The organism is Kineococcus siccus, from assembly GCF_009906795.1.
Taxonomy (GTDB): Bacteria; Actinomycetota; Actinomycetes; order Actinomycetales; family Kineococcaceae; genus Kineococcus; species Kineococcus siccus.
Genome location: NZ_JAAALN010000050.1, coordinates 1 through 20,984 on the forward strand (window position 1 = coordinate 1; position 20,984 = coordinate 20,984).

Annotated in this window: 18 protein-coding genes; 12 read left to right on the top strand and 6 right to left on the bottom strand. The window is 75.4% G+C overall.

Translation table 11 applies throughout. The features are described from left to right. Positions 1-3: 3 nt before the first annotated feature. From GTR02_RS08050 to GTR02_RS08070, 5 genes are read left to right on the top strand one after another with little or no spacing between them, the layout of a single operon-like run. Positions 4-1,602 (top strand): ABC transporter substrate-binding protein, encoded by a 1,599-nt coding sequence (locus GTR02_RS08050; protein WP_166606981.1) that lies wholly within the window; start codon positions 4-6, stop codon positions 1,600-1,602. Then, entirely contained in the window at positions 1,580-2,593 is a 1,014-nt protein-coding gene (locus tag GTR02_RS08055; protein ID WP_166606967.1) for an ABC transporter permease, read from the top strand. The genes GTR02_RS08050 and GTR02_RS08055 overlap by 23 nt, the downstream gene beginning before the upstream one ends. After that, complete coding sequence (locus GTR02_RS08060) at positions 2,590-3,444, top strand: ABC transporter permease (protein ID WP_166606968.1); 855 nt, start codon at positions 2,590-2,592, stop codon at positions 3,442-3,444. Before GTR02_RS08055 ends, GTR02_RS08060 begins: the two co-directional genes overlap by 4 nt. Further along, on the top strand, positions 3,441-5,219 hold the full coding sequence (locus GTR02_RS08065; protein ID WP_166606969.1) for a dipeptide ABC transporter ATP-binding protein: 1,779 nt from the start codon (positions 3,441-3,443) through the stop codon (positions 5,217-5,219). Before GTR02_RS08060 ends, GTR02_RS08065 begins: the two co-directional genes overlap by 4 nt. Beyond that, positions 5,216-6,607 carry an NtaA/DmoA family FMN-dependent monooxygenase gene (locus GTR02_RS08070; RefSeq protein WP_166606970.1) on the top strand — a complete coding sequence of 464 codons (1,392 nt, stop codon included), beginning with the start codon at positions 5,216-5,218 and terminating at the stop codon, positions 6,605-6,607. The genes GTR02_RS08065 and GTR02_RS08070 overlap by 4 nt, the downstream gene beginning before the upstream one ends. A 13-nt stretch (positions 6,608-6,620) precedes the next feature. Here the strand turns inward: GTR02_RS08070 and GTR02_RS08075 are convergent, their stop codons facing one another. Further along, positions 6,621-8,147, bottom strand: coding sequence for an amidohydrolase (locus GTR02_RS08075; RefSeq protein WP_338073665.1), 1,527 nt, complete (start codon positions 8,145-8,147; stop codon positions 6,621-6,623). Further along, positions 8,144-9,877, bottom strand: coding sequence for a phosphohexomutase domain-containing protein (locus GTR02_RS08080; protein WP_166606971.1), 1,734 nt, complete (start codon positions 9,875-9,877; stop codon positions 8,144-8,146). The genes GTR02_RS08075 and GTR02_RS08080 overlap by 4 nt, the downstream gene beginning before the upstream one ends. Before the next feature lie 114 nt (positions 9,878-9,991). On the opposite strand from GTR02_RS08080, the gene GTR02_RS08085 reads away from it, so the two are divergent. The 5 genes from GTR02_RS08085 (at position 9,992) to GTR02_RS08105 (ending at position 14,668) form a co-directional block, all read left to right on the top strand. Beyond that, complete coding sequence (locus tag GTR02_RS08085; protein ID WP_166606972.1) at positions 9,992-11,023, top strand: GTP-binding protein; 1,032 nt, start codon at positions 9,992-9,994, stop codon at positions 11,021-11,023. Between the two features lie 49 nt (positions 11,024-11,072). After that, positions 11,073-11,927, top strand: coding sequence for an SDR family NAD(P)-dependent oxidoreductase (locus tag GTR02_RS08090; RefSeq protein ID WP_166606973.1), 855 nt, complete (start codon positions 11,073-11,075; stop codon positions 11,925-11,927). An 85-nt stretch (positions 11,928-12,012) separates the two neighbouring features. Beyond that, positions 12,013-13,017, top strand: a complete 1,005-nt coding sequence (locus GTR02_RS08095) for an ATP-binding cassette domain-containing protein (RefSeq protein ID WP_166606974.1) — start codon at positions 12,013-12,015, stop codon at positions 13,015-13,017. Continuing rightward, positions 13,014-13,814, top strand: a complete 801-nt coding sequence (locus tag GTR02_RS08100; protein WP_338073666.1) for an ABC transporter permease — start codon at positions 13,014-13,016, stop codon at positions 13,812-13,814. The genes GTR02_RS08095 and GTR02_RS08100 overlap by 4 nt, the downstream gene beginning before the upstream one ends. 23 nt (positions 13,815-13,837) lie before the next feature. Beyond that, positions 13,838-14,668, top strand: coding sequence for an LLM class flavin-dependent oxidoreductase (locus GTR02_RS08105; protein WP_166606975.1), 831 nt, complete (start codon positions 13,838-13,840; stop codon positions 14,666-14,668). Between the two features lie 35 nt (positions 14,669-14,703). Here GTR02_RS08105 and GTR02_RS08110 read toward each other — a convergent pair whose 3' ends face one another. After that, positions 14,704-15,543 carry a purine-nucleoside phosphorylase gene (locus GTR02_RS08110; protein ID WP_166606976.1) on the bottom strand — a complete coding sequence of 280 codons (840 nt, stop codon included), beginning with the start codon at positions 15,541-15,543 and terminating at the stop codon, positions 14,704-14,706. A gap of 56 nt (positions 15,544-15,599) precedes the next feature. Then, the gene (locus GTR02_RS08115) at positions 15,600-16,052 is read right to left on the bottom strand and encodes a gamma-glutamylcyclotransferase (protein WP_166606977.1); all 453 of its coding nucleotides are present in this window, start codon (positions 16,050-16,052) and stop codon (positions 15,600-15,602) included. Between the two features lie 68 nt (positions 16,053-16,120). On the opposite strand from GTR02_RS08115, the gene GTR02_RS08120 reads away from it, so the two are divergent. Both GTR02_RS08120 and GTR02_RS08125 read left to right on the top strand, forming a co-directional pair. After that, positions 16,121-17,560, top strand: coding sequence for an NAD(P)H-quinone dehydrogenase (locus GTR02_RS08120; protein ID WP_338073667.1), 1,440 nt, complete (start codon positions 16,121-16,123; stop codon positions 17,558-17,560). An 82-nt stretch (positions 17,561-17,642) separates the two neighbouring features. Beyond that, complete coding sequence (locus GTR02_RS08125; RefSeq protein ID WP_166606979.1) at positions 17,643-18,284, top strand: TRIC cation channel family protein; 642 nt, start codon at positions 17,643-17,645, stop codon at positions 18,282-18,284. An 18-nt stretch (positions 18,285-18,302) separates the two neighbouring features. Here the strand turns inward: GTR02_RS08125 and GTR02_RS08130 are convergent, their stop codons facing one another. Together GTR02_RS08130 and GTR02_RS08135 are read right to left on the bottom strand one after the other, a co-directional pair. Further along, positions 18,303-20,240 (bottom strand): ATP-binding protein, encoded by a 1,938-nt coding sequence (locus GTR02_RS08130; RefSeq protein WP_240895291.1) that lies wholly within the window; start codon positions 20,238-20,240, stop codon positions 18,303-18,305. 64 nt (positions 20,241-20,304) lie between these two features. Then, positions 20,305-20,984 (bottom strand): Maf family protein (locus tag GTR02_RS08135; RefSeq protein ID WP_166606980.1); only part of this gene is annotated, 680 nt, incomplete at its 5' end.

Genomic DNA, 20,984 nt, shown 5'->3' on the forward strand with positions numbered 1-20,984 from the left:
GCCCTGACCGTCCTGCTCGCCGGGTGCGCCGGCGGCGGCGGCCGCGCCGTCCAGCCCGCCGCCGACGCGCAGCCGGTGACCGGCGGGACCATCGTCTACGGCCACCAGCAGGAACCCGCCTGCGTCTTCGGCGGGTGGATCGAGCAGGCCTACCTGTCCACGCAGGTCCTCGACGACCTCACGTCGCTCGACACCGACGGCCGCGCCGTCCCGTGGCTGGCGCAGTCCTGGCAGACCTCCGCCGACGGCCTGACCTGGACGTTCGACCTCAAGCGCGGAGTGGAGTTCACCGACGGCACGCCGCTGACGGCCGCGGCGGTCGCCTACAACGTCGACTACTGGATGGACGGCGGCAACAGCACCGCCCAGGTCTGGCTCGGCGGGTACTACGAGTCCGCGACGGCCCTCGACGACCACACGCTGCAGCTGCACCTGTCGCGGCCCTACCCGCGCCTGGACGTCACGCTGGCGCAGGGCTACTTCGGCATCCAGTCCCAGCACGCGCTCCAGACCCGCAGCGCTCAGGAGAACTGCGAGGCGCCCATCGGCAGCGGCGCGTTCACGGTGGACCACTGGGACCGCGGGCAGGAGATCGTGCTCCTGAGGAACCCGGACTACACGTCGTGGCCGGCGAACTCCCAGCACGCGGGCCCCGCCTACGTCGACCGGATCGACTGGCGGTTCGTCTCCAACCCCACGACCCGCGTCGCGTCGCTGCGCGCCGGCGAGACCGACGCCATCTACGACGTCCCCGCCGTCGACTACGCCGCGGTCGGGGCCGACGGGTTCCAGGAGCTGAAGCACGTCACCAAGGGCCGTCCGCAGCAGCTGTCGTTCAACACCGTCGCGGGCCCGTTCACCGACGAGTCCGTCCGCAAGGCGTTCGCCTACAGCCTGGACCGCCGCAAGCTGGTCGAGACGATCGGCCAGGGGGTCATCCCCTACGAGGGCAACGGCGCGGTCAGCCGGAGCACCCCCGGGTACAGCCAGGCGGCCGCCGACACCTACGACCACGACCTGCCGAAGGCGATCAGCCTGCTGGAGGCCGCGGGCTGGGACGCGGTGGACGAGGAGGGGTACCGCACGAAGGACGGGAAGCGCCTCACGGTCCGGCTGCCCTACAACTCCGGCACGATCATCGACGCCGACGGCGCCGCCATCCTCCAGGGCGTGCAGCAGGAGGCCCGGGCCGCGGGTTTCGAGGTGGACCTCATCCCGGTCCCGCCGAGCGGGTTCTTCGGCGGGGCGTACAGCAAGCCGGCGGAGCGCGACATCGCCGCCGGGTACTGGACCTCGGTCACCGCGGGGATCCTCTACGTCAACTGGCGGCAGAACCTCGAGGCCACCCCGAACTACAGCAACGCGGCGTTCTACAACGACCCGGTCCTCGAGGACCTCATCCTGCAGGCGAACTCGACCGCGGACGTGGAGGCGCAGAACGCGCTCTACAGGCAGGCGCAGCAGTACATCGCCGACCACGCACTGTCCATCGGCCTGTTCGACCGGCTGAGCACGCTCGCCGTGTCCCCGCGTCTGAAGGGCGTGTGGCAGGAGAACGCCCAGGGAGGGCCGGTCTTCCATGACGCTCACTTCGTCGACTGACCCCGCGCTCGACGCGGGCCTGACCCAGGCCCCGCCGTCGCGGTCCGCGGGCCGCACCGCCCGCCGCGTCCTCGCGCGCGTGGCCGGGGCCGTGGTCGTCCTGTGGGGCGCGGCGACCGTCGCGTTCCTCGCCCAGGTCGCCCTGCCCGGCGACCGCGCGACGATCATCTTCAACACCCGTGCGGGGCAGCCCATCGAGCGGACCGCGGAGGAGCTCGCCGCCGTCAACGCGCAGTACGGGCTGCAGCACCCCGTGCTCGTGCAGTACCTCGACCACCTGCGCGGCCTGCTGCACGGCGACCTCGGCCGCTCCTACCAGCAGTACCGCCCGGTGACGCAGATCCTCGGCGAGCAGGTCGGTTCCACGATCGTCCTGACGCTGGCAGCCATCGCCCTCGCGTGGGTCGTCATGGTGGTGTGGGTGACCCTGACCGCCGGCCGCGGACCCCGCACGTCCGGGCTCGGCGCGGCGCTCGACACGGTCACCGCGGCCCTGCCGCACTACTGGCTCGGCATCCTGCTGCTGCTGCTGTTCGCCCAGCGGCTCGGGTGGTTCCCCGTCATCAGCGACGGCGGGCCCGTCGGGCTCGTGCTGCCCGCGCTGACCCTGGCCGTCCCGCTGGCCGGTTTCATGGGGCAGGCCACCCGCACGGAGTTCGAGCGGGCCCTGGAGCAGCCGTTCGTCGTCTCGGCCCGCATGCGCGGCCAGGGCGACCTCGGCGTCCGGCTGCGCCACGTCCTGCGCCACTCGGCCCTGCCGGCCGTGACGCTGTCCGGCTGGGCGCTCGGCGCGACCATCTCCGGTGCCGTCGTCGTGGAGTCGGTGTTCACCCGGCGGGGGATCGGCTCCGTCCTCGTGACGGCCGTGAACTCCCAGGACCTGCCCATCGTCACCGGGGTGGTCGTGCTCGTCGCCGCCCTCTACGTCGTCGCGAACCTCGTCGTCGACCTCGTCCACCACCTCCTCGACCCCCGGCTGAAGGCGTCATGACGACCACGACCTCCGCCCCCGCCCTGCCGCGGACCCGCACCCGCGCGGCCCGCCCCTGGGGCCTGTACGTCGCCCTGCTCCTCACCGCGTGGTTCGCGGTGTCGGCGCTCTGGCCGGGGCTCCTCGCGCCGGGCGACCCGCTGGAGCTGCACCTGGACTCCGCGCTCGCCGCGCCCGGTCCGCACCACCTGCTCGGCACCGACGAGGCCGGGCGCGACCTCTACAGCCGGATCGTGCACGGCACCGCGCCGGCGCTGGCGATCGGCTTCGGGGCCAGCCTCGTGAGCCTCGCCCTGGCCCTCGTGCTCGGCGGGCTCGCGGCGCTGGCCGCGCGCCCCGTCGCGAGCGTCGTCGACCGGGTCGTGGAGGTGCTGTTCTCCTTCCCCAGCCTGCTGCTCGCGCTGCTGCTGGTCGCCCTGCTGGGGCAGTCGGCGCTGACCGAGGCCGTCGCCGTGGGCGTCGGCACCGCCCCCGGCTACGCCCGGATGATCCGCGGGCAGATCCTCGCGACGAAGAGCTCGCCCTACGTCGAGGCGGCCGTGACCCTCGGGCACTCCCGCACCCGGATCCTGCGCCAGCACGTCCTGCCGAACGCCGTGCGGCCGCTCGTCGCGGTGTTCGCGCTCTCGGTCGGGCAGTCCATCGTCTGGGCCTCCAGCCTCTCCTTCCTCGGCCTGGGCGTCGCCCCGCCGTCGTCGGAGTGGGGCGCCCTGCTCGACGCGGGACGGCTCTACCTGACCCACGCCTGGTGGCTGACGATCGTCCCGGGCCTGGTGATCGTGGTCCTCGCGCTGACCGCGACCACCCTCGGCAAGCACCTGCAGGCCTCCCTGGAGAGGAACGACCGATGAGCCGCACCGAGGACGTCCTCGCGGACGCCGGACCGACCACCACCACCCGCCCGGGACGGGAGGCGTCTCCGGCGGGCACCCTCGCCGTCGAGAGGGCACGACCGCGGTTCAGCGTCAGGGGCCTCGACGTCGGGTTCACCCGCGCGGGCACGCACCGCCGGGTCGTCTCCGGGCTGAGCTTCGACCTGTTCCCCGGCCAGTGCGTCGCGATCGTCGGGGAGTCCGGTTCCGGCAAGAGCGTCACGGCGCGGACCCTGGTCGGCCTGACCGGGGCCGGTTCCACCGTCACGGCGGAGCGGCTGCAGTTCGAGGGCCGCGACGTCGCGGAGTTCAGCGAGCGGGAGTGGCGGCGCGTCCGCGGCGCCGGCATCGGGTTCGTCCTGCAGGACGCGCTGGTCTCCCTCGACCCGCTGCGGCCCGTCGGCGCGGAGATCGACGAGGCGCTGCGCCTGCACGGCTGGGGTTCGCGGCGCTCCCGCGCCCGCAAGGTCGTGGACCTGCTCACCTCCGTGGGCGTCCCGTCGCCGCAGCTGCGCGCGGGACAGCGCTCCGGGGAGCTCTCCGGGGGGCTGCGGCAGCGCGCCCTCATCGCCTCCGCGCTGGCCCTGGACCCGGACGTGGTCATCGCCGACGAACCCACGACGGCGCTGGACGTCACGGTGCAGGCGCAGGTCCTCGACCTGCTGGCGCAGACCAAGGACCGCGGGGTCTCGATCCTGCTCATCAGCCACGACCTGTCCGTGGTCGCCCGCCTGGCCGACCTCGTCCTCGTGATGCGCGGCGGCGAGGTGGTCGAGCGCGGCACCGCGCAGCAGGTCCTCACCGACCCGCAGCACGAGTACACGAAGGCGCTCATCGCGGCCGTCCCCGGCGAGCACACGAAGGGGACGCGGCTGGTGCCGCCCGCCGCGGGCGCGGACGTCGCGCCGGTCCCCGCGCCGCGCCGGCACGAACCGGCCCCGGAACCCCTGCTGGAGGCCCGCGGTCTCGTCAAGCGGTTCGCGACCGCGGGCGGGCTGCGCCGCACGGCCGTCGACGGGGTCTCGTTCACCCTGCACCGCGGGCGGACAGTGGGGATCGTGGGGGAGTCCGGGTCGGGCAAGAGCACCACGGCACGCCTCGCCCTCGCCCTCACGACCCCCGACGAGGGCGACGTGACGCTGCTCGGCGAGGCGTGGTCCACGGTGCCCGAGACGCGCCGCCGCGCCCGGCGGTCCTCGATCGCCGTGGTGCAGCAGGACCCGCTGAGCTCCTTCGACCCCCGCTGGGACGTCGAGCGGATCCTGCTCGACAGCCTGCCCGCCGGGCACACCGGCCGCACGGCCCGCGGGGCCCGCGTCCGGGAGCTGCTCGAGCAGGTCGGTCTCGGCGAGGAGGTGCTGCCGCGCTCGCCGCTGCGGCTGTCGGGCGGGCAGCGCCAGCGCGTCGCCATCGCCCGGGCGCTGGGGTCCGAACCCAGCATCCTCGTGCTCGACGAGGCGGTCTCGGCGCTCGACGTGTCCGTGCAGGCGCAAGTGCTCGACCTCCTGGCCGACCTGCAGGAGCGCCTGGGCCTCAGCTACCTGTTCATCTCCCACGACCTCGGCGTGATCCACCACGTCAGCGACGAGGTCCTCGTCATGAAGGACGGCCGCGTCGTCGAGCGGGGCACCGCGGACGACGTGTTCCGGCGCCCGCAGGAGGCGTACACGCAGGAGCTCGTGGGCTCGCTGCCCCGCCTCGCCGACGCCCGCCCCACCACCGCCGGCACCAGCACCACGGGGGAGACCCGATGACCCGCCCGCTGCACTTCAACGCGTTCGTCATGAACACCACCTCCCACATCCAGCACGGGCAGTGGCGGCGGCCGGACGCGCACCAGACCGAGTTCACCGACGTCTCGACGTGGGTCGACCTCGCGAAGCTGCTGGAGGCCGCGAAGTTCGACGCGATGTTCTTCGCCGACGTCAGCGGCCTCTACGGCGACGCGGACGCCGACTTCGACGTCTACCTGCGCGAGGGCCTGCAGATCCCCAGCAACGACCCGACGGTGCTGCTGAGCGCCCTGGCCGTCAGCACCGAGAACCTCGGGCTGGCGACGACGTCGAACATCGTGCAGGCGCACCCGTTCACGTTCGCGCGGCAGATCTCCACCCTCGACCACATCTCCCGCGGCCGCGTCGCCTGGAACGTCGTGACGGGCATGCAGGACAACGGCGCCCGCAACTTCGGGCTGCCCGGCCTGACCGACCACGCCGAGCGCTACCGGTGGGCGGAGGAGTACGTCGACGTCGCCTACAAGCTGTGGGAGGGCTCGTGGGACGAGGGCGCCGTCCTCAAGGACCGCGCCGGCAGCCGCTACTCCGACCCCGCCAAGGTCCACAAGATCAACCACGTCGGGGAGCGCTACCGCGTCGAGGGCCCGCACCTGCCCTCGCCCTCGCCGCAGCGCACGCCGCTGCTGTTCCAGGCCGGGTCCTCGGTGTCGGGGCGGACGTTCGCCGCCCGCCACGCCGAGGCGGTGTTCATCGTCTCGCCGTCGCCGAAGCTCGCGGGCGAGCAGATCGCGGAGACCCGGGCGCTGGCGCGGAACTTCGGCCGCCACGACGACGACCTCAAGTTCTTCCAGGGCCTCAGCTTCGTCATCGGCTCGACCGAGGCGGAGGCGCAGGCGAAGGCCGCGGAGCACGACGAGTGGATCAGCGTCGACGGCTACCTGGCGCACTCCGCCGTCGTCGACCGCACCGGCCGGGTCTACCCGCCGGAGACGCTGCTGCGCGACGTGGACGCCAACAACGCCAAGGGCTTCACGGAGTGGATGCGCAAGCACATCACCGACCGCGAACCCCGCGTCGCCGACCTGGCGCGCCAGCGCGCCACGAGCAGCCGGATCGTCGGGACGCCCGAGCAGATCGCCGACCGCCTCGAGGAGTGGCAGGCCGCGGGCGTCGACGGCGTCAACGTCGTGAACTGGGTCATCCCCGGTTCCTTCGCCGAGTTCGCCGACCACGTGCTGCCCGTCCTGCGCGACCGCGGGCTCGCCCAGCGCGAGTACGCCGAGGGCCCGCTGCGGCAGAAGCTGTTCGGCGCGGCGCGGATCAACGAGCGGCACCCCGCCGCCCGCTACCGCGGCGCGTTCTCCGACGACGCGGCCGTGCCCGCACCGGCCCCGGCGACCGCCTGAGCTCCACCTCCGCTCAGACGCCGGCGCGGTGCGTGAACGCGCCGCCCACCAGCGTCGCCAGGACCTCGCTGCGGCGCAGCGCGTCCGGGCCCCCGTCGGCGAGCACCGCGGCGGGATCCCGGGCGAGCAGGACGAGGTCGGCGACCTCGCCGACCCGCACCCCGCGCCGTCCGCCGGACGCCGCGGCCAGCGCGTCGTCGAGGGACAGGTGCTGCTCGGGGTGCCAGGCGGGGCGGGCGTCGAGGGAGCGGTGCACGGCGCTCGCCACGGCGTCCCAGGGGTCCAGCGGGGCGACGGGCGCGTCGGAACCCAGGACGACCTCGGCGCCCGCGGCGAGCAGCGCGGCGTAGGGGAACGCGCGGTCCACGCCCGCGGCCCAGTGCACGTCGCACGCGTCGCGGTCGTCGACCGCGTGGCGGGGCTGGACGCTCGCGACGACGCCCAGCGCGGCGAAGCGCGGCACGTCGGCCGGGCCCACCTGCTGGGCGTGCTCGATCCGCCCGCCCACCCCCTCGGCCTCGAAGGCGTCCAGCGCCACCGTCACCGCGGCGTCGCCGATGGCGTGGACCGCGAGGTGCAGGCCCGCGTCGTGCGCGCGCCTCAGCTGCTGCCGGAGCTCCTGCGGACTGAGGCGCAGCAGGCCGTGCCGCGGCGCCGCACCCGCTGCCGCTGATCCCTCGACGTCCGGGTAGGGGTCGTGGCAGAACGCCGTGCGGGTCCCGAGGGAGCCGTCGACGAAGAGCTTCAGCGGCCCCGTGCGCAGCCGGTCGCGCGTCAGCGGGTCGAGGAGCCCGGGCAGCGGGTCGCCGCTGCGCAGGCCCGCCTCGACGACGCCCGGCAGGAACTCCGGCCAGATCCCGACCCGGACCCGCACCCCGGGCGGGCGGGTCGCCGTGCGGCGCACCCAGTCGCCGGGCGGGGCGTACTCGAAGTCGACGACGCCCGTGACGCCGCGGGCCGCGGCGGCGTCGGTCGCGGCCAGGACCCAGCCGTCGAGCACGTCGGCCTCCACGTCGCCTGCGGCGGCGATGAGGTCCATCGCGGGGCCCTCGACCAGGACCCCGCTCGGCTCGGTGACCCCGAAGCGCTGCGCCGCAGCGGAGTTGACCCACACCGTGTGCAGGTCCTGGCTGACGACGACGACGGGACGGCCGGGCAGCGCCGCGTCGAGGAGGTCGCGGTGCGGCGGCTCGGCCCACAGGGCGTCGCGGAACCCGTGGCCGACCAGCAGCCCGTCCACGGCGGGCGCCGCCTGCGCGAGGAGCTCCGCGACGTGCCGCGCGGAAACCGCCGCGCTGACGTCGACCCGGCGCCGCGCCGTGGCCCACTGCGTCAGGTGCACGTGCTCGTCGCGCAGCCCCGGCCGCAGCACCGCGCCCCCGGCGTCGACCACCACGCCCCCGGCGACGGCGCCCGCGGACAGCCGGTCGCCGACGGCCGCGACCCGGCCGCCGGACAGCAGGACGTCGCGGTGCGCGCCGTCCAGGACGACGTCGCGCAGCAGGACGTCGGGCGGGCCGTCGGGTGTGCTGTCGGTCACCGCGGGCCCTGCAGGCCGGTCGCGGCGGCGACGTCGGCGCGCAGCGCGTCCAGCCGGGCCGACGCCTCCGCGCGCGCGGACGTGAGGCCAGGCCCGTCGACGTCCGCCGCGACGGGCACGACCACCTCGCAGTAGCACTTGAGCTTCGGCTCGGTCCCGCTGGGCCGCACCACGACCCGCGCGCCGTCCGCCGTGCGGAAGCGCAGCCCGTCGGTGGGCGGCAGGCCGTCACCGCCGTCGGCGAGGTCGTCGACGCCGGTCACGGCCGACCCGCCGAGGGTCCGCGGGGGATCCGCCCGCAGGCGCCCCATCGCCGCGGGGATGAGGGCGAGGTCGGCCACGCGCAGCGAGACGGGGCCCGTCGCGTGCACACCGTGGCGGCGGGCCAGGTCGTCGAGCAGGTCCAGCAGCGTCCGGCCGGTGCGCAGCCCGTCGCGGACGATCCCGGCCACGAGCACGGACGCGGAGACGCCGTCCTTGTCGCGCACGACGTCCGGGGCGACGCAGTAGCCGAGCGCCTCCTCGTAGCCGAACGTCAGGCCCGGGACGCGGGCGATCCACTTGAACCCCGTCAGGGCGGGGGAGAACCGCGCCCCGCGGGCCCGCGCGACGGCGGCGAGGAGCTGCGAGCTGACGATCGAGCAGGCCAGGACGGCGCCGTCCCGCGCCAGCCGGTCGCCCAGCACCGCGCCGAGCTCGTCGCCCGTCAGGACGCGCCAGCCCTCGGAGCCGGGCACCGCGGCGCAGCAGCGGTCCGCGTCGGGGTCGACGGCCAGGACGAGGTCGGCCCCGACGTCGGCGGCCAGGGCCAGCGCCCGGTCCAGCGCGCCGGGCTCCTCGGGGTTCGGGAACGCCACGGTCGGGAACTCCGGGTCGGGTTCGAACTGCTCGGCCACGACGTGCACGTCCTCGAACCCGCTGCGGCGCAGCGCCTCGACGAGGACGGGGCCGCCGACGCCGTGCAGGGCGGTCACGACCACGCGCGGGCCGCGGCCGGCGGTCGCGGCTCCACCACCGTCGCCACCGGGAGCGGCCGCGACCGCGGCCGTGACGGCGGTCAGGTAGTCGGCCACGACGTCCTCGCCGAGCACGCGCCAGCCGCCGTCGGCGCGCGGCAGGTCCCGCAGCGCCCCCACCGCGGCGATCTCCGCGGCGATCTCCGCGTCCACCGGCGGGACGATCTGCACGCCGCGGCCGTCGTCGCCGCTCGCCCGGCCGCCGAGGTAGACCTTGTACCCGTTGTCCTGCTTGGGGTTGTGGCTCGCCGTGACCATGACGCCCGCGTCGGCGCCCAGGTGGCGCACCGCGAACGCCAGCACCGGCGTGGGCAGCGGGCCGGGCAGCAGCAGGACCTCGCACCCCGCGGCCGTCAGCACCGCGGCCGAGTCGTCGGCGAACTCCCGGGAGCGGTGCCGCGCGTCGAGCCCGACGACGACGCGGGGCCGGTCCAGGCGGGACGTGAGCCAGGCCCCGAGCCCCGCCGCCGCGCGCTGCACGACCGCGCGGTTCATCCGGTGCTCACCCGCCCCGACGGCGCCGCGCAGCCCCGCGGTGCCGAACTCCAGGGCGCCGGAGAACCGGTCGGCGAGGTCGGCGGCGGCCGCGGCGTCCCCGGCGACCGCGGTCCCCAGCAGGGCCGACAGCTCGGCGCGGTCGGTGTCGTCCGGATCGTCGGTCAGCCAGGCCTCCGCCCGGCGCCGCAGGTCCTCGGTCAGGGCGGGCGTGCTCACCGCGCGAGCCTAGGGCGGCCGGCCCCCGCGCGGGGTCGCCGCCCCGCCGCGGGGGACCCTGGGCCGTGGGGGACCCTGGGCGGGTGCTGCGCGGGCAGCGGGGGAGGAGCGGTCGTGGTCGCGCAGGTGCCGGTGGTCGTGCTCGCGGGGTTCCTCGGCGCGGGCAAGACGACCGTGCTGAACCAGCTGCTGCGCGCGGCCACCGACGTGCGGCTCGGCGTGGTCGTCAACGACTTCGGGGCCGTCGGCATCGACGCGCTCCTCGTCGCGGGTTGGGCGGACAGCACCGTCTCGCTCGAGAACGGCTGCCTGTGCTGCACGACCGCGGACGGCAGCGTCGACGAGCTGCTGACCACGCTCACCCGGCGCCCCGGCCCGCCGCTGGACGCCGTCGTCATCGAGGCCAGCGGTGTCGCCGAACCCTCGGCGATGGTGCGCCGGGTGCTCGCCTCCGCGGTGCCCGGGGTGAGCTACGGCGGGCTCGTCGTGGCGGTCGACGCGGTGGAGTTCGACGCCACCCGCGGGCGCCACCCCGTCGTCGCCGACCACGTCCGCACGGCCGACGTGGTGCTGCTCACGAAGACCGACCTCGTCGGCCCGGCGGCCGTCGAGGCCGTCGCCACGACCTGCCGCGCGCTGAACCCGTGGGCGCCGGTCGTGCCCGCGGCGCGGGGCGCGGTCGATCCCCGGCTGCTGTTCGACTCCCCGCCCCCGCGGCAGCGGCAGCTCGCGCTGGGCGAGGTGGTGGCCGACGATGCCGGCGGTCCGGGCCGGGACCACGCGGGCCACCTGCACGCGTTCTACGACGCCGTCGAGTTCACGGCCGACGACCCGCTGGACCCGCGCGCCTTCGTGGCGTTCCTGGACGCCCGGCCCTCGGGCGTCTTCCGCATCAAGGGCTTCGTGCACTTCGCGGTGCGCGGCCACGAGCAGCGCCACGTCCTGCACGCGGTGGGGGCGGCGGTGCGGTTCACCGTGGGCGCCTGGCCGCGGGGGCGGCCCCGGCGCACCGAGATCGTCTGCATCGGAGCCGGTCTGGACGCCGAGGAGCTGCTCGCGGGGCTGCGCGCCTGCGTCCGGACGGGGGACCTGCTCGACGACGAGATGGCCATGATGGGGGTGCTCCGCACGACCGAGGCCGGGTGAGGCGTCGCACCGGACGCCGCGTGTCGGAGGGCTGCGGCACCCTCGGGGGATGGACGACGGGGACCTGACCGGTCGGGTGGCGCTGGTGACCGGGGCGAGCCGGGGCGTCGGCAAGGGCATCGCGCTGGGGCTCCTCGAGGCGGGGGCGACCGTCTACGTCACGGCGCGGACCCTCGAGCCGGCGGCAGCGCACCCGCTGGGCGGCAGCCTGCGGCAGACGGTGGCGGAGGCGGAGCGCCTGGGAGCGGCGGGGGGCCGCGCGATCGCGGTCCGCTGCGACAGCCGCGACGACGACGACACCCGGGCCCTGCTGGCGCGCATCGAGGCCGACGCGGGCCGGCTCGACGTCCTCGTCACCTCCGCGTGGGCCGGCTACGAGCACTTCTCCGACGGCACCGACCACCTCGCCGAGCGGAACTTCTGGACGGTGCCGCTGTCCCGCTGGTCGGCGGTCGTGGACGGCGGGGCCCGGGCGCAGTACGCGACGACCGTGCTCGCCGCCCCCCTCCTGCTGCGGGCCGCGGGCGCCCTCGTCGTGCACGTGTCCTCCGACGCCTCGACGCGCGACGACCTCGGCGCCGCCTACTCCGTGGCCAAGGCCGCGAGCGACCGGATGGCGGCCTGCATGGCGCACGACCTGCGCCCGCACGGCGCCGCGGCCGTGTCCCTGTGGCCGGGGCTGGTGAGCACCGAGGCGGTGCTCCGCGCGGCGGAGCACTTCGACATGACCGGCTCCGAGTCGCCCCGCGCCGTGGGCCGCTGCGTGGCGGCGCTGGCGGCCGACCCGCGCCGCCTGGAGCTGTCGGGCCAGGTCGTCACGACCGCGGCGCTGCGGGCGCGCTACGCCGTCGTCGACCCCGAGCCGTGGCCGTCCCGGCGGGCCCCGGGTGCGGACGACCGATGACTTCGGCGACGCCCGGCGGTCCACCCGGTGACGGACGGCGAAAGAAGGAGGCGACGTGTCGGTGGCTCCACCTACTGTCGGGACCATGGCAGACGCTGTGGTGGCACGAGGGCTGGTCAAGCGCTACGGCGACGTGACCGCGGTCGCGGGTGTGGACCTGGAGGTCCCGCAGGGGACGGTCCTGGCGCTGCTCGGGCCGAACGGGGCGGGGAAGACGACGACGGTGCGGATGCTGACCACCCTGCTCGTGCCGGACAGCGGCACGGCCACGGTGGCCGGCGTCGACGTCGTGGCCGACCCGCGCGAGGTCCGGCGGCGCATCGGGCTGTCGGGGCAGTACGCGGCGGTCGACGAGAACCTCACGGGGTTCGAGAACCTCGACATGGTGGGGCGGCTGTACCACCTGGGCCGGCGCCGCTCGCGCGAGCGGGCGCACGAGCTGCTCGAGCAGTTCCGGCTGACGGACGCGGCGAACCGCGTCGCGAAGACCTACTCGGGCGGCATGCGCCGCCGCCTCGACCTCGCGGGGGCCCTGGTCGCGAACCCCCCGGTGCTGTTCCTGGACGAGCCGACCACGGGCCTGGACCCGCGCAGCCGCAACGACATGTGGGAGCTGCTGTCGTCGATGGTCGGCCAGGGCACGACGCTGCTGCTCACCACGCAGTACCTGGAGGAGGCCGAGCGCCTGGCCGACGACATCATCGTCATCGACCACGGGCGGGTCATCGCCCGCGGGACGGCGGACGAGCTGAAGACCCAGGTCGGGGGCCAGCGCGTCGAGGTCGTCCTGGCGAGCGACCGCGAGGTCCGCGAGACCGAGCGGGTCCTGCGCGAGCAGTTCCGGGGCGACGTCGTCGTGCAGCAGCGGGCCCGGCGCGTCACGGCATCGGTCAGCGGCGGCACCACCGACCTCGTCGAGGCGCTGTCGCGGCTGTCGGCCGCGGGCATCGTCCCCCTCGACGCGGGTCTGCGCCGGCCGACCATGGACGACGTGTTCCTCACCCTCACGGGCCGCCCGGCCGAGGAGGTCGTCGGGGAGACCGGCGACGACAAGGACGACGCGACGACGAAGCGGGAGGCTCACGCGTGAGCTCGATCGGGATGGTGCTGGCCGACAGCTCGGTCATCGCCAAGCGGAACATCATCAAGATCAGGAGGATCCCCGACCTGCTCGTCGGCACCCTGATCTCGCCCATCATGTTCATCCTGCTGTTCGCCTACGTGTTCGGCGGGTCGATCTCCGTCCCCGGGGTGGACTACAAGGAGTTCCTGGTCCCGGGCATCTTCGCCCAGACGGTCATCTTCGGGGCCACGATCACGGGGTCCGGTCTGGCGGACGACATGCAGAAGGGCATCATCGACCGGTTCCGGTCCCTGCCCATGGCGCAGTCGGCGGTCCTCGTGGGCAGGACGGCGTCCGACGTGATCACGAACATCCTCGTGGTCATCATCATGGCGTCGACCGGTCTGGTCGTCGGGTGGCGCATCCGCTCGTCCTTCCTCGACGCGGTGGTCGGCTTCGTGCTCCTGCTGCTGTTCGCCTACGCCGTGTCCTGGATCATGGCGCTGCTGGGACTGCTCGTCCGCACGCCCGAGGCGTTCAACAACCTCACCTTCATCACGATCTTCCCGATCACCTTCGTGGCCGACACGTTCGCGCCCACGCAGAACTTCCCCGCCGTCCTGCGGACCGTGGCCGAGTGGAACCCCGTGTCCTCCCTCGTGCGGGCGGCGCGGGAGCAGTTCGGCAACGTCCCGCCCGGCTACCCGGCCGGGAGCTGGCCCCTGCAGAACCCCGTGCTGTACACGTTCATCTGGATCGCCGCGATCCTGCTGGTGTTCGTCCCGCTGGCGACCCGGCAGTACAAGCGGGCGGCGGCGCGCTGACCCACGGGCCTAGGGTCGGCGGCGTGACCCTCGACCTGTCCGTCATCGTCCTGCCCGACGTGGCCCCCGCGGAGTTCGTCGCGCAGGTGCGCGACGCCGAGGACGCCGGGGTCCGGACCGCCTGGACCTACGACCACCTGTCGTGGCGGGACATGCGGGACGGCCCCTGGTTCGGGGCCGTGCCGCTGCTCGCGGCCGCCGGCGCCCGGACGTCGACGATCCGGCTCGGCACGCAGGTGGCGTCGCCGAACTTCCGGCACCCCGTGCCGTTCGCCAAGGAGGTCATGACCCTCGACCACGTGTGCGGGGGACGCTTCGAGCTCGGCGTCGGCGCGGGGACCTCTGCGGCGGACGCGTCCGTGCTGGGGGAACCCGCGCTGACCGCCCGCCGCCGCAGCGAGCGGTTCGTGGAGTGGACGACGCTGCTGGCGCGCTTGCTGGAGCAGCCGGTCACCGACCACCGGGGCGAGCACTACGCCGCGGTGGACGCGCGCACCATCCCGGGCTGCGTGCAGCGCCCGCGCGTCCCCCTCACGGTCGCGGCGGCCGGTCCGCGGGCGATGCGCCTCGCGGCCCGGCTCGGGCAGGGGTGGGTCACCTACGCCGACTACGCCGAGCTGTCGCGGGCCCTCGACGCGGTCCTCGCCGAGCACGCCCCCGGGAAGGTGCTGCGGCGCACGGCCCAGGTCGGCCTGGACGACCACGAGCCGTTCCGGGACGCGGACGCCTACGCCGAGTTCACCGCGGGGCTCGCGGCGGCGGGCTACGACGAGGTGTCCGTGCACTGGCCGCGCGGCGACGGGCGCGGGGTCCCGGCCGCGGCGCTGGACCGGGTGCTCGCCGCCCACCGCTGAGGAGCCCGGGACGGCCGGGGGTGCCGTCCGGCCCGTCAGAGCAGGGGGACGATCCCCGCGAGGAGACGCGCGCAGCGGGGCGCGGCCTCGCGGCCGGCCTCGAGGACCTCGGCGTGCGACAGCGGCTCCTCGGACACGCCGGCGGCGAGGTTGGTGACGAGCGAGAGCCCCAGCACCTCGAGGCCGACGTGGCGGGCGGCGACCGCCTCCAGCGCCGTCGACATGCCCACCAGGTCGCCGCCGAGCACGCCCGCCATGCGCACCTCGGCGGGCGTCTCGTACTGCGGTCCCCGGAACTGGCAGTAGACGCCCTCGGGCAGGTCCGGGTCGATGCCACGCGCGAGGCCCCGCAGCCGGGAGGAGTAGAGGTCGGTCATGTCGACGAAGGTCGCGCCCTCGAGCGGGGACAGGCCCGTGAGGTTCAGGTGGTCGGCGATGAGCACGGGAGAGCCCGGCGGGATGACCGGGTCCAGGCCACCGCAGCCGTTGGTGAGGACCACGGTGCGGCAGCCCGCGGCCGCGGCCGTGCGGACGCCGTGCGCGACGGCCCGCACACCCCGCCCCTCGTAGACGTGGGTGCGGGGCAGGACCAGCGCGTGCAGCGGGTCGGTGCCCGGGCGCTCGACGCGCAGCGACGTGATGGTCCCCGCGTGGCCGACGACGGCGGGGGCGGAGAAGCCCGGGACCTCGGTCGCCACCACCTCGGCGACGACCCGGCCGATCTCCGCGCCGGCCCCGGCCCAGCCGGAGCCCAGGACGAGGGCGACGTCGTGGCGCTCGACCCCGGTGAGCTCGGCGATCCGCGCGGCGGCCGTGGCGGCCAGCGCGAAGGGGTCCGGGGAGGGGGCGGGCGCCTGCGCCGCGTCGTCGGTCACGATCGTCACTGTAGGACGGGGCCCGGCGCCCCGGCCCGCGGCCTCGCGCCCGGCGCTCAGGCGTCGTTGGAGCGGCAGGGGCGCGCGCGCAGGGCCAGCACGTAGTCGTGCGGCGCCCCGCCGGCCTCCGCGGCGTCGGCGAGCCCTCCGAGGTAGCGGGCCGTGGGCAGCCCGCCCTCGTAGTCGTCGAGCGCGTAGGTCCACGCGACGACGTCGCCGTCGAGCGTCTGCACGCGCACGCGGATCTTGCGGAACAGCCCCATCTCCATGCCCTCGGCGCCGTCGAGGCGCTCCTCGTCGGCCTCGGTGAGGTCGTAGAGGGCGACGTAGACCTGCTCGCCGGGAGCCTCCACCACCGTCGCGATGGGGCCCTGGAAGCTGCGGTCCTCGCCACCGAACGTCAGGCGCCAGTCCGTCAGCCACCCCGTCGAGCGCAGGGGCGAGTGGGGAGCCTTCTGCGCCATCTTGTCGGGGTCGAGGTTGGTCGCGTACGCGGCGTAAGCGGGCACGGGGCATGAGCGTAGGCCCTGCGCCCGCCGGGGGTGACCAGCGCACGGCCCTGCGCGACGATGGAGGGGTGAGCCCCTTCTCCTCGTCCTCGCTCGGCAACCAGCAGCGCGTCGCGATCCTCGGCGGCGGCCCCGGCGGGTACGAAGCCGCCCTCGTCGCCGCGCAGCTCGGCGCCGCCGTCACCGTGGTGGAGACCCACGGCCTCGGCGGGTCGACCGTCCTGACCGACGTCGTCCCCTCCAAGACCCTCATCGCGACCGCCGAGATCATGGCGACGGTCGCGGGGTCGACCGAGCTGGGCGTCCGCTTCCCCGGCGGGGGGACCAGCGACCGGCAGGCCGCGGGGTCCGTCACGGTCGACATCGGCCGGGTGAACCAGCGCGTCAAGGCGCTCGCGTTCGCGCAGTCGCAGGACATCCTCGCCCGCCTGGAGAAGGAGGGCGTCCGGGTCCTCTCCGGCCGGGGCCGGCTCGCGGGGACCGAGGCCATCGAGGTCGTCGAGGGCGAGGACGCGGGTGAGCGCGTCGCCGCGGACGTCCTGCTGGTCAGCGTCGGCGCCCGCCCCCGGACGCTGCCCGACGCCCAGCCCGACGGCGAGCGCATCCTCACCTGGAAGCAGGTCTACGACCTCGAGGAGCTGCCCGAGCACCTCGTGGTCGTCGGCTCCGGCGTCACCGGGGCCGAGTTCGCCAACGCCTACGACGCGCTCGGCGCCCACGTCACGCTCGTCTCCTCGCGCGACCGGGTGCTGCCGGGCGAGGACGCCGACGCGGCCGAGGTGCTCGAGGAGGTCTTCCGCCGCCGCGGCATGACGGTGATGTCCCGCTCGCGCGCCGAGTCCGTCGTCCGCCACGGCGACTCGGTCACGGTGACCCTGGCCGACGGCCGCACCGTCGAGGGGTCGCACTGCCTCGTCGCGGTCGGGGCCCTCCCGAACACCGAGGACCTGGGGCTCGCCGAGGCCGGGGTCCTGACCACCGACTCGGGGCACCTGGAGGTCGACAAGATGTCGCGCACCTCCGCCCGGGGCGTCTACGCCGCGGGCGACTGCACGGGCGTCTTCCCGCTCGCCTCGGTCGCCGCCATGCAGGGCCGCATCGCCATGTGGCACGCGCTCGGCGAGGCCGTGCGCCCCCTGGCCCTGCGCTCGGTCAGCTCGACGGTGTTCACCTCGCCGGAGATCGCGACGGTCGGCTGGACGCAGGCGCAGATCGACTCGGGCGAGGCGCAGGGCGACATCGTCAAGCTGCCGCTGGCGACCAACGCGCGCGCCAAGATGCTCGGCATCCACGACGGGTTCGTCAAGCTGTTCTGCCGCAGCGGCTCCGGCACCGTCATCGGGGGCGTGGTGGTCGCCCCGCGGGCGAGCGAGCTGATCCACCCCGTCACCCTCGCGGTGGAGAAGCGCCTCAACGTCGACGACGTCGCGCACGCCTTCACGGTGTACCCGTCCCTGTCCGGGTCGGTCGCGGAGGCCGCGCGGCAGCTGCACGTCATGTCCGACTGAGCCCGGCCCCCGCCCGGCACGGGTGCGGACACCGCCCGGCCGGGGTCGCGGGCGGGGCCCCGCGGCCTGGCAGGCTGGCCGGGTGGACCTCCTCGCCGTGCTGCTCGTGCTCGAACTCGTCGGGGTCTTCGCCTTCGCCCTCGACGGCGCGCTGACGGCCATGCGCTCGGCGCACCTGGACCTGTTCGGCGTGGTCACCCTCGGCATCGTCACGGCCATCGGCGGGGGGCTGCTGCGCGACGTGCTGCTGGGGGAGCTGCCGCCCGCGTCGCTGCGGACCTGGTACTACCTGGCGACGGCGACGGCCGGGGCGCTGGCGGCGTTCTGGGGTCACGCGCTGCTGAGTCGGCTCTCGCGGCCCATCCTGCTGTTCGACACGGCCGGGCTGTCGCTGTTCTGCATCACGGGCGCCCAGGCCGCGCTGGAGTCGGGACTCGGTGCGGGGCAGGCGGTCCTGCTCGGCGGCCTGACCGCCGTCGGCGGCGGGACCCTGCGCGACGTGCTGGTGCGCCGGGTCCCGACGATCCTCACGGGCGGCCTGTACGCCGTCCCCGCGCTCGTGGGGGCGGCGATCGCCGTGCTGGGCAGCACCTTCGGCGGTGACACGCTCGCCTGGTCGCTGCTCGGGGCCGCGTGCTGCGCCGCCCTGCGCATCGGCGGGATCCTCCGCGGCTGGCACGCCCCCCGGGCGACGCTGCGCTCACCCGACGCGCTGGACGAGTGAGCGCCCGGCGGGGACGGTTCAGTCGACGATCTCGCAGAGGACGCTGCCGGTGGTCGTCGTGTCGCCCTGCTGGGCGGTCAGCCCCGAGACGGTGCCGGCCCGGTGGGCCGTCAGCGGCTGCTCCATCTTCATGGCCTCGAGCACGGCGACGAGGTCGCCCTCCTCCACGTGGTCGCCCTCGGCGACCTCGATCTTGACGATCGTCCCCTGCATGGGCGTCAGCAGGGCGTTCGGGTTCGCGCTCGGACCGACGGCCTTGGCCTTGCCGCGGCCGCCGCGGCCCCCGCGGTGGGTGGTGCTGCGGTAGGCGCGCGCGACCGCGGCACCCGTCGCGACGCCGGCGCGGGAGATCTCGTGCCCGACGCGGGTCAGCTGCGCGTTCAGCGTCTCGACCGGCAGCGACACCTCCACGCGCTTGCCGGCGACCTCCACGACGATCGTCTCGCGGTGCGCCGCAGGCCCTTCGGCGGCGTCGAGGGGGCCGGTGGCCGGCAGCCCGGTCGCGTCGAAGTCCGCCTCGATCCAGCGGGTGTGGACGCCGAAGCCCGTCGCGGCGTCCCCGGCCGGAGGCGCGAAGTCGGGGTGGCGCACCACGGCGCGGTGGAAGTCGAGGACCGTCGGCAGCCCCTCGACCTGGAACTCCCCGAGCGCGCGGGCGGCGCGGCGCAGGGCGTGCTCGCGGTTGCGGCCGGTGACGATGAGCTTGGCGAGCAGGGAGTCGAAGTTCTGCGAGATCTCGACGCCGTCACCCGCCGCGGCCCGCGGGTCGATGCCGGTGTCCACCCGCACGCCCGGGCCCGACGGCAGGGAGAACCGGGTGAGGCGGCCGGCGCGGGGCAGGAAGCCCGCGCGCGGGTCCTCGCCGTTGATGCGGAACTCGATGGCGTGCCCGCGGGTCGTCACGTGGTCGTAGCCCAGCGGCTCACCGCGCGCGATGCGGAACTGCTCGGCGACGAGGTCGAGGCCGCTGATCTCCTCGGTCACCGGGTGCTCGACCTGCAGCCGCGTGTTGACCTCGAGGAAGGCCAGCGTGCCGTCGGTGGCGATGAGGAACTCCACCGTCCCGGCGCCGACGTAGCCGGCCTCCGCGACGATGGCCAGCGAGGCGCGGCGCAGCTCGGCGTCCTGCTCCGGGGTGAGGAACGGCGCGGGCGCCTCCTCGACGAGCTTCTGGTGGCGCCGCTGCAGCGAGCAGTCGCGCGTGGAGACGACGACGGCACCGCCGTGGGCGTCGGCCAGGACCTGCGTCTCGACGTGGCGCGGCTTGTCGAGGTAGCGCTCGACGAAGCACTCGCCGCGGCCGAAGGCGGCCTCGGCCTCGCGGACCGCGGAGGCGAACAGCTCGGGGATCTCCTCGCGGCGGCGGGCCACCTTGAGCCCGCGGCCACCCCCGCCGAACGCCGCCTTGATGGCGATGGGCAGGCCGTGCTCGTCGGCGAAGGCCACGACCGCGTCCGCGTCGGCCACGGGGTCGGCCGTCCCGGCCACGAGCGGGGCGCCCGCGCGCGCGGCCAGGTGACGGGCGGAGACCTTGTCGCCGAGGGACTCGATCGCCGCGGGCGGCGGCCCGACCCACGTCAGGCCGGCGGCGATCACGGCGCGCGCGAAGCCCGCGTTCTCCGACAGGAACCCGTACCCCGGGTGCACCGCGTCGGCCCCGGCGCGCACCGCGACGTCGATGACCTTCTGCGCGTCGAGGTAGGTCTCCCTGGCGCTCTCGCCGCCCAGCGCGAAGGCCTCGTCGGCCATCCGCACGTGCAGCGCGTCGCGGTCGGAGTCGGAGTAGACGGCCACCGAGGCGATGCCCGAGTCCCGGGCCGCCCGCACGATGCGCACCGCGATCTCCCCGCGGTTGGCCACCAGGACCTTGGTGACCGGTCCCGTGACGGGCGCGTCGGCCGCGCCGTCCTCGAGCCGGTCGGAGGTCCCGGGGAGCATCGGGTCGGGGGAGGACATGCGGCGGCTCCGGGGTCGACGATCGGGTTCGCGCCGTCCGGGGGCTGAGGCGCGACGGCTGACCTTACTGCCCGTTCGCGGACTCCACCGACTCCGCCGGTGCGGGCGGCACGACCCCGGGGCGTGCGGGCCAGACGTCCGTCCACGCCACGCCCGCCTCGCCGAGCAGGTCGCGCAGCAGGGGCAGGGAGACGCCGACGACGGCGTGCGGGTCCCCCTCGACCCCGCGCACGAAGGCGCCGCCGAGACCGTCGAGGGTGAAGGCGCCCGCGACGCGCAGGGGTTCCCCGGTCGCGACGTAGGCGTCCACCTCGGCGTCGGTGACGTCGGCGAAGTGCACGGTCACCGAGGCGACGCCGCCCAGGGTGGCGCCGGAGCCGGACTCGCGCGCGTCGACCAGCCAGTGCCCCGTGTGCAGCACCCCGCTGCGGCCCCGCATGGCCCGCCAGCGCGCGACGGCCTCGGCCGCGTCGGCCGGCTTGCCGTGCACCTGCCGGCCGTCGGGGCCCTCGACCTCGAGCACCGAGTCGCAGCCCAGCACGAGCGCGTCGTCGCCGATCTCGTCGCGGGCCGCGACGTCCTCGGCCTTGGCGCGGGCGAGGACCAGGGCGACGTCCTCGCCGTCGGTCACGCCGTAGCGCGCGACGACGGCGGGCTCGTCGACGGCGGAGACGACCACCTCGGGGGCCAGGCCGACCGCGCGGAGGGTGGCGAGGCGGGCGTGGCGTGGACGGACGTCTGGCC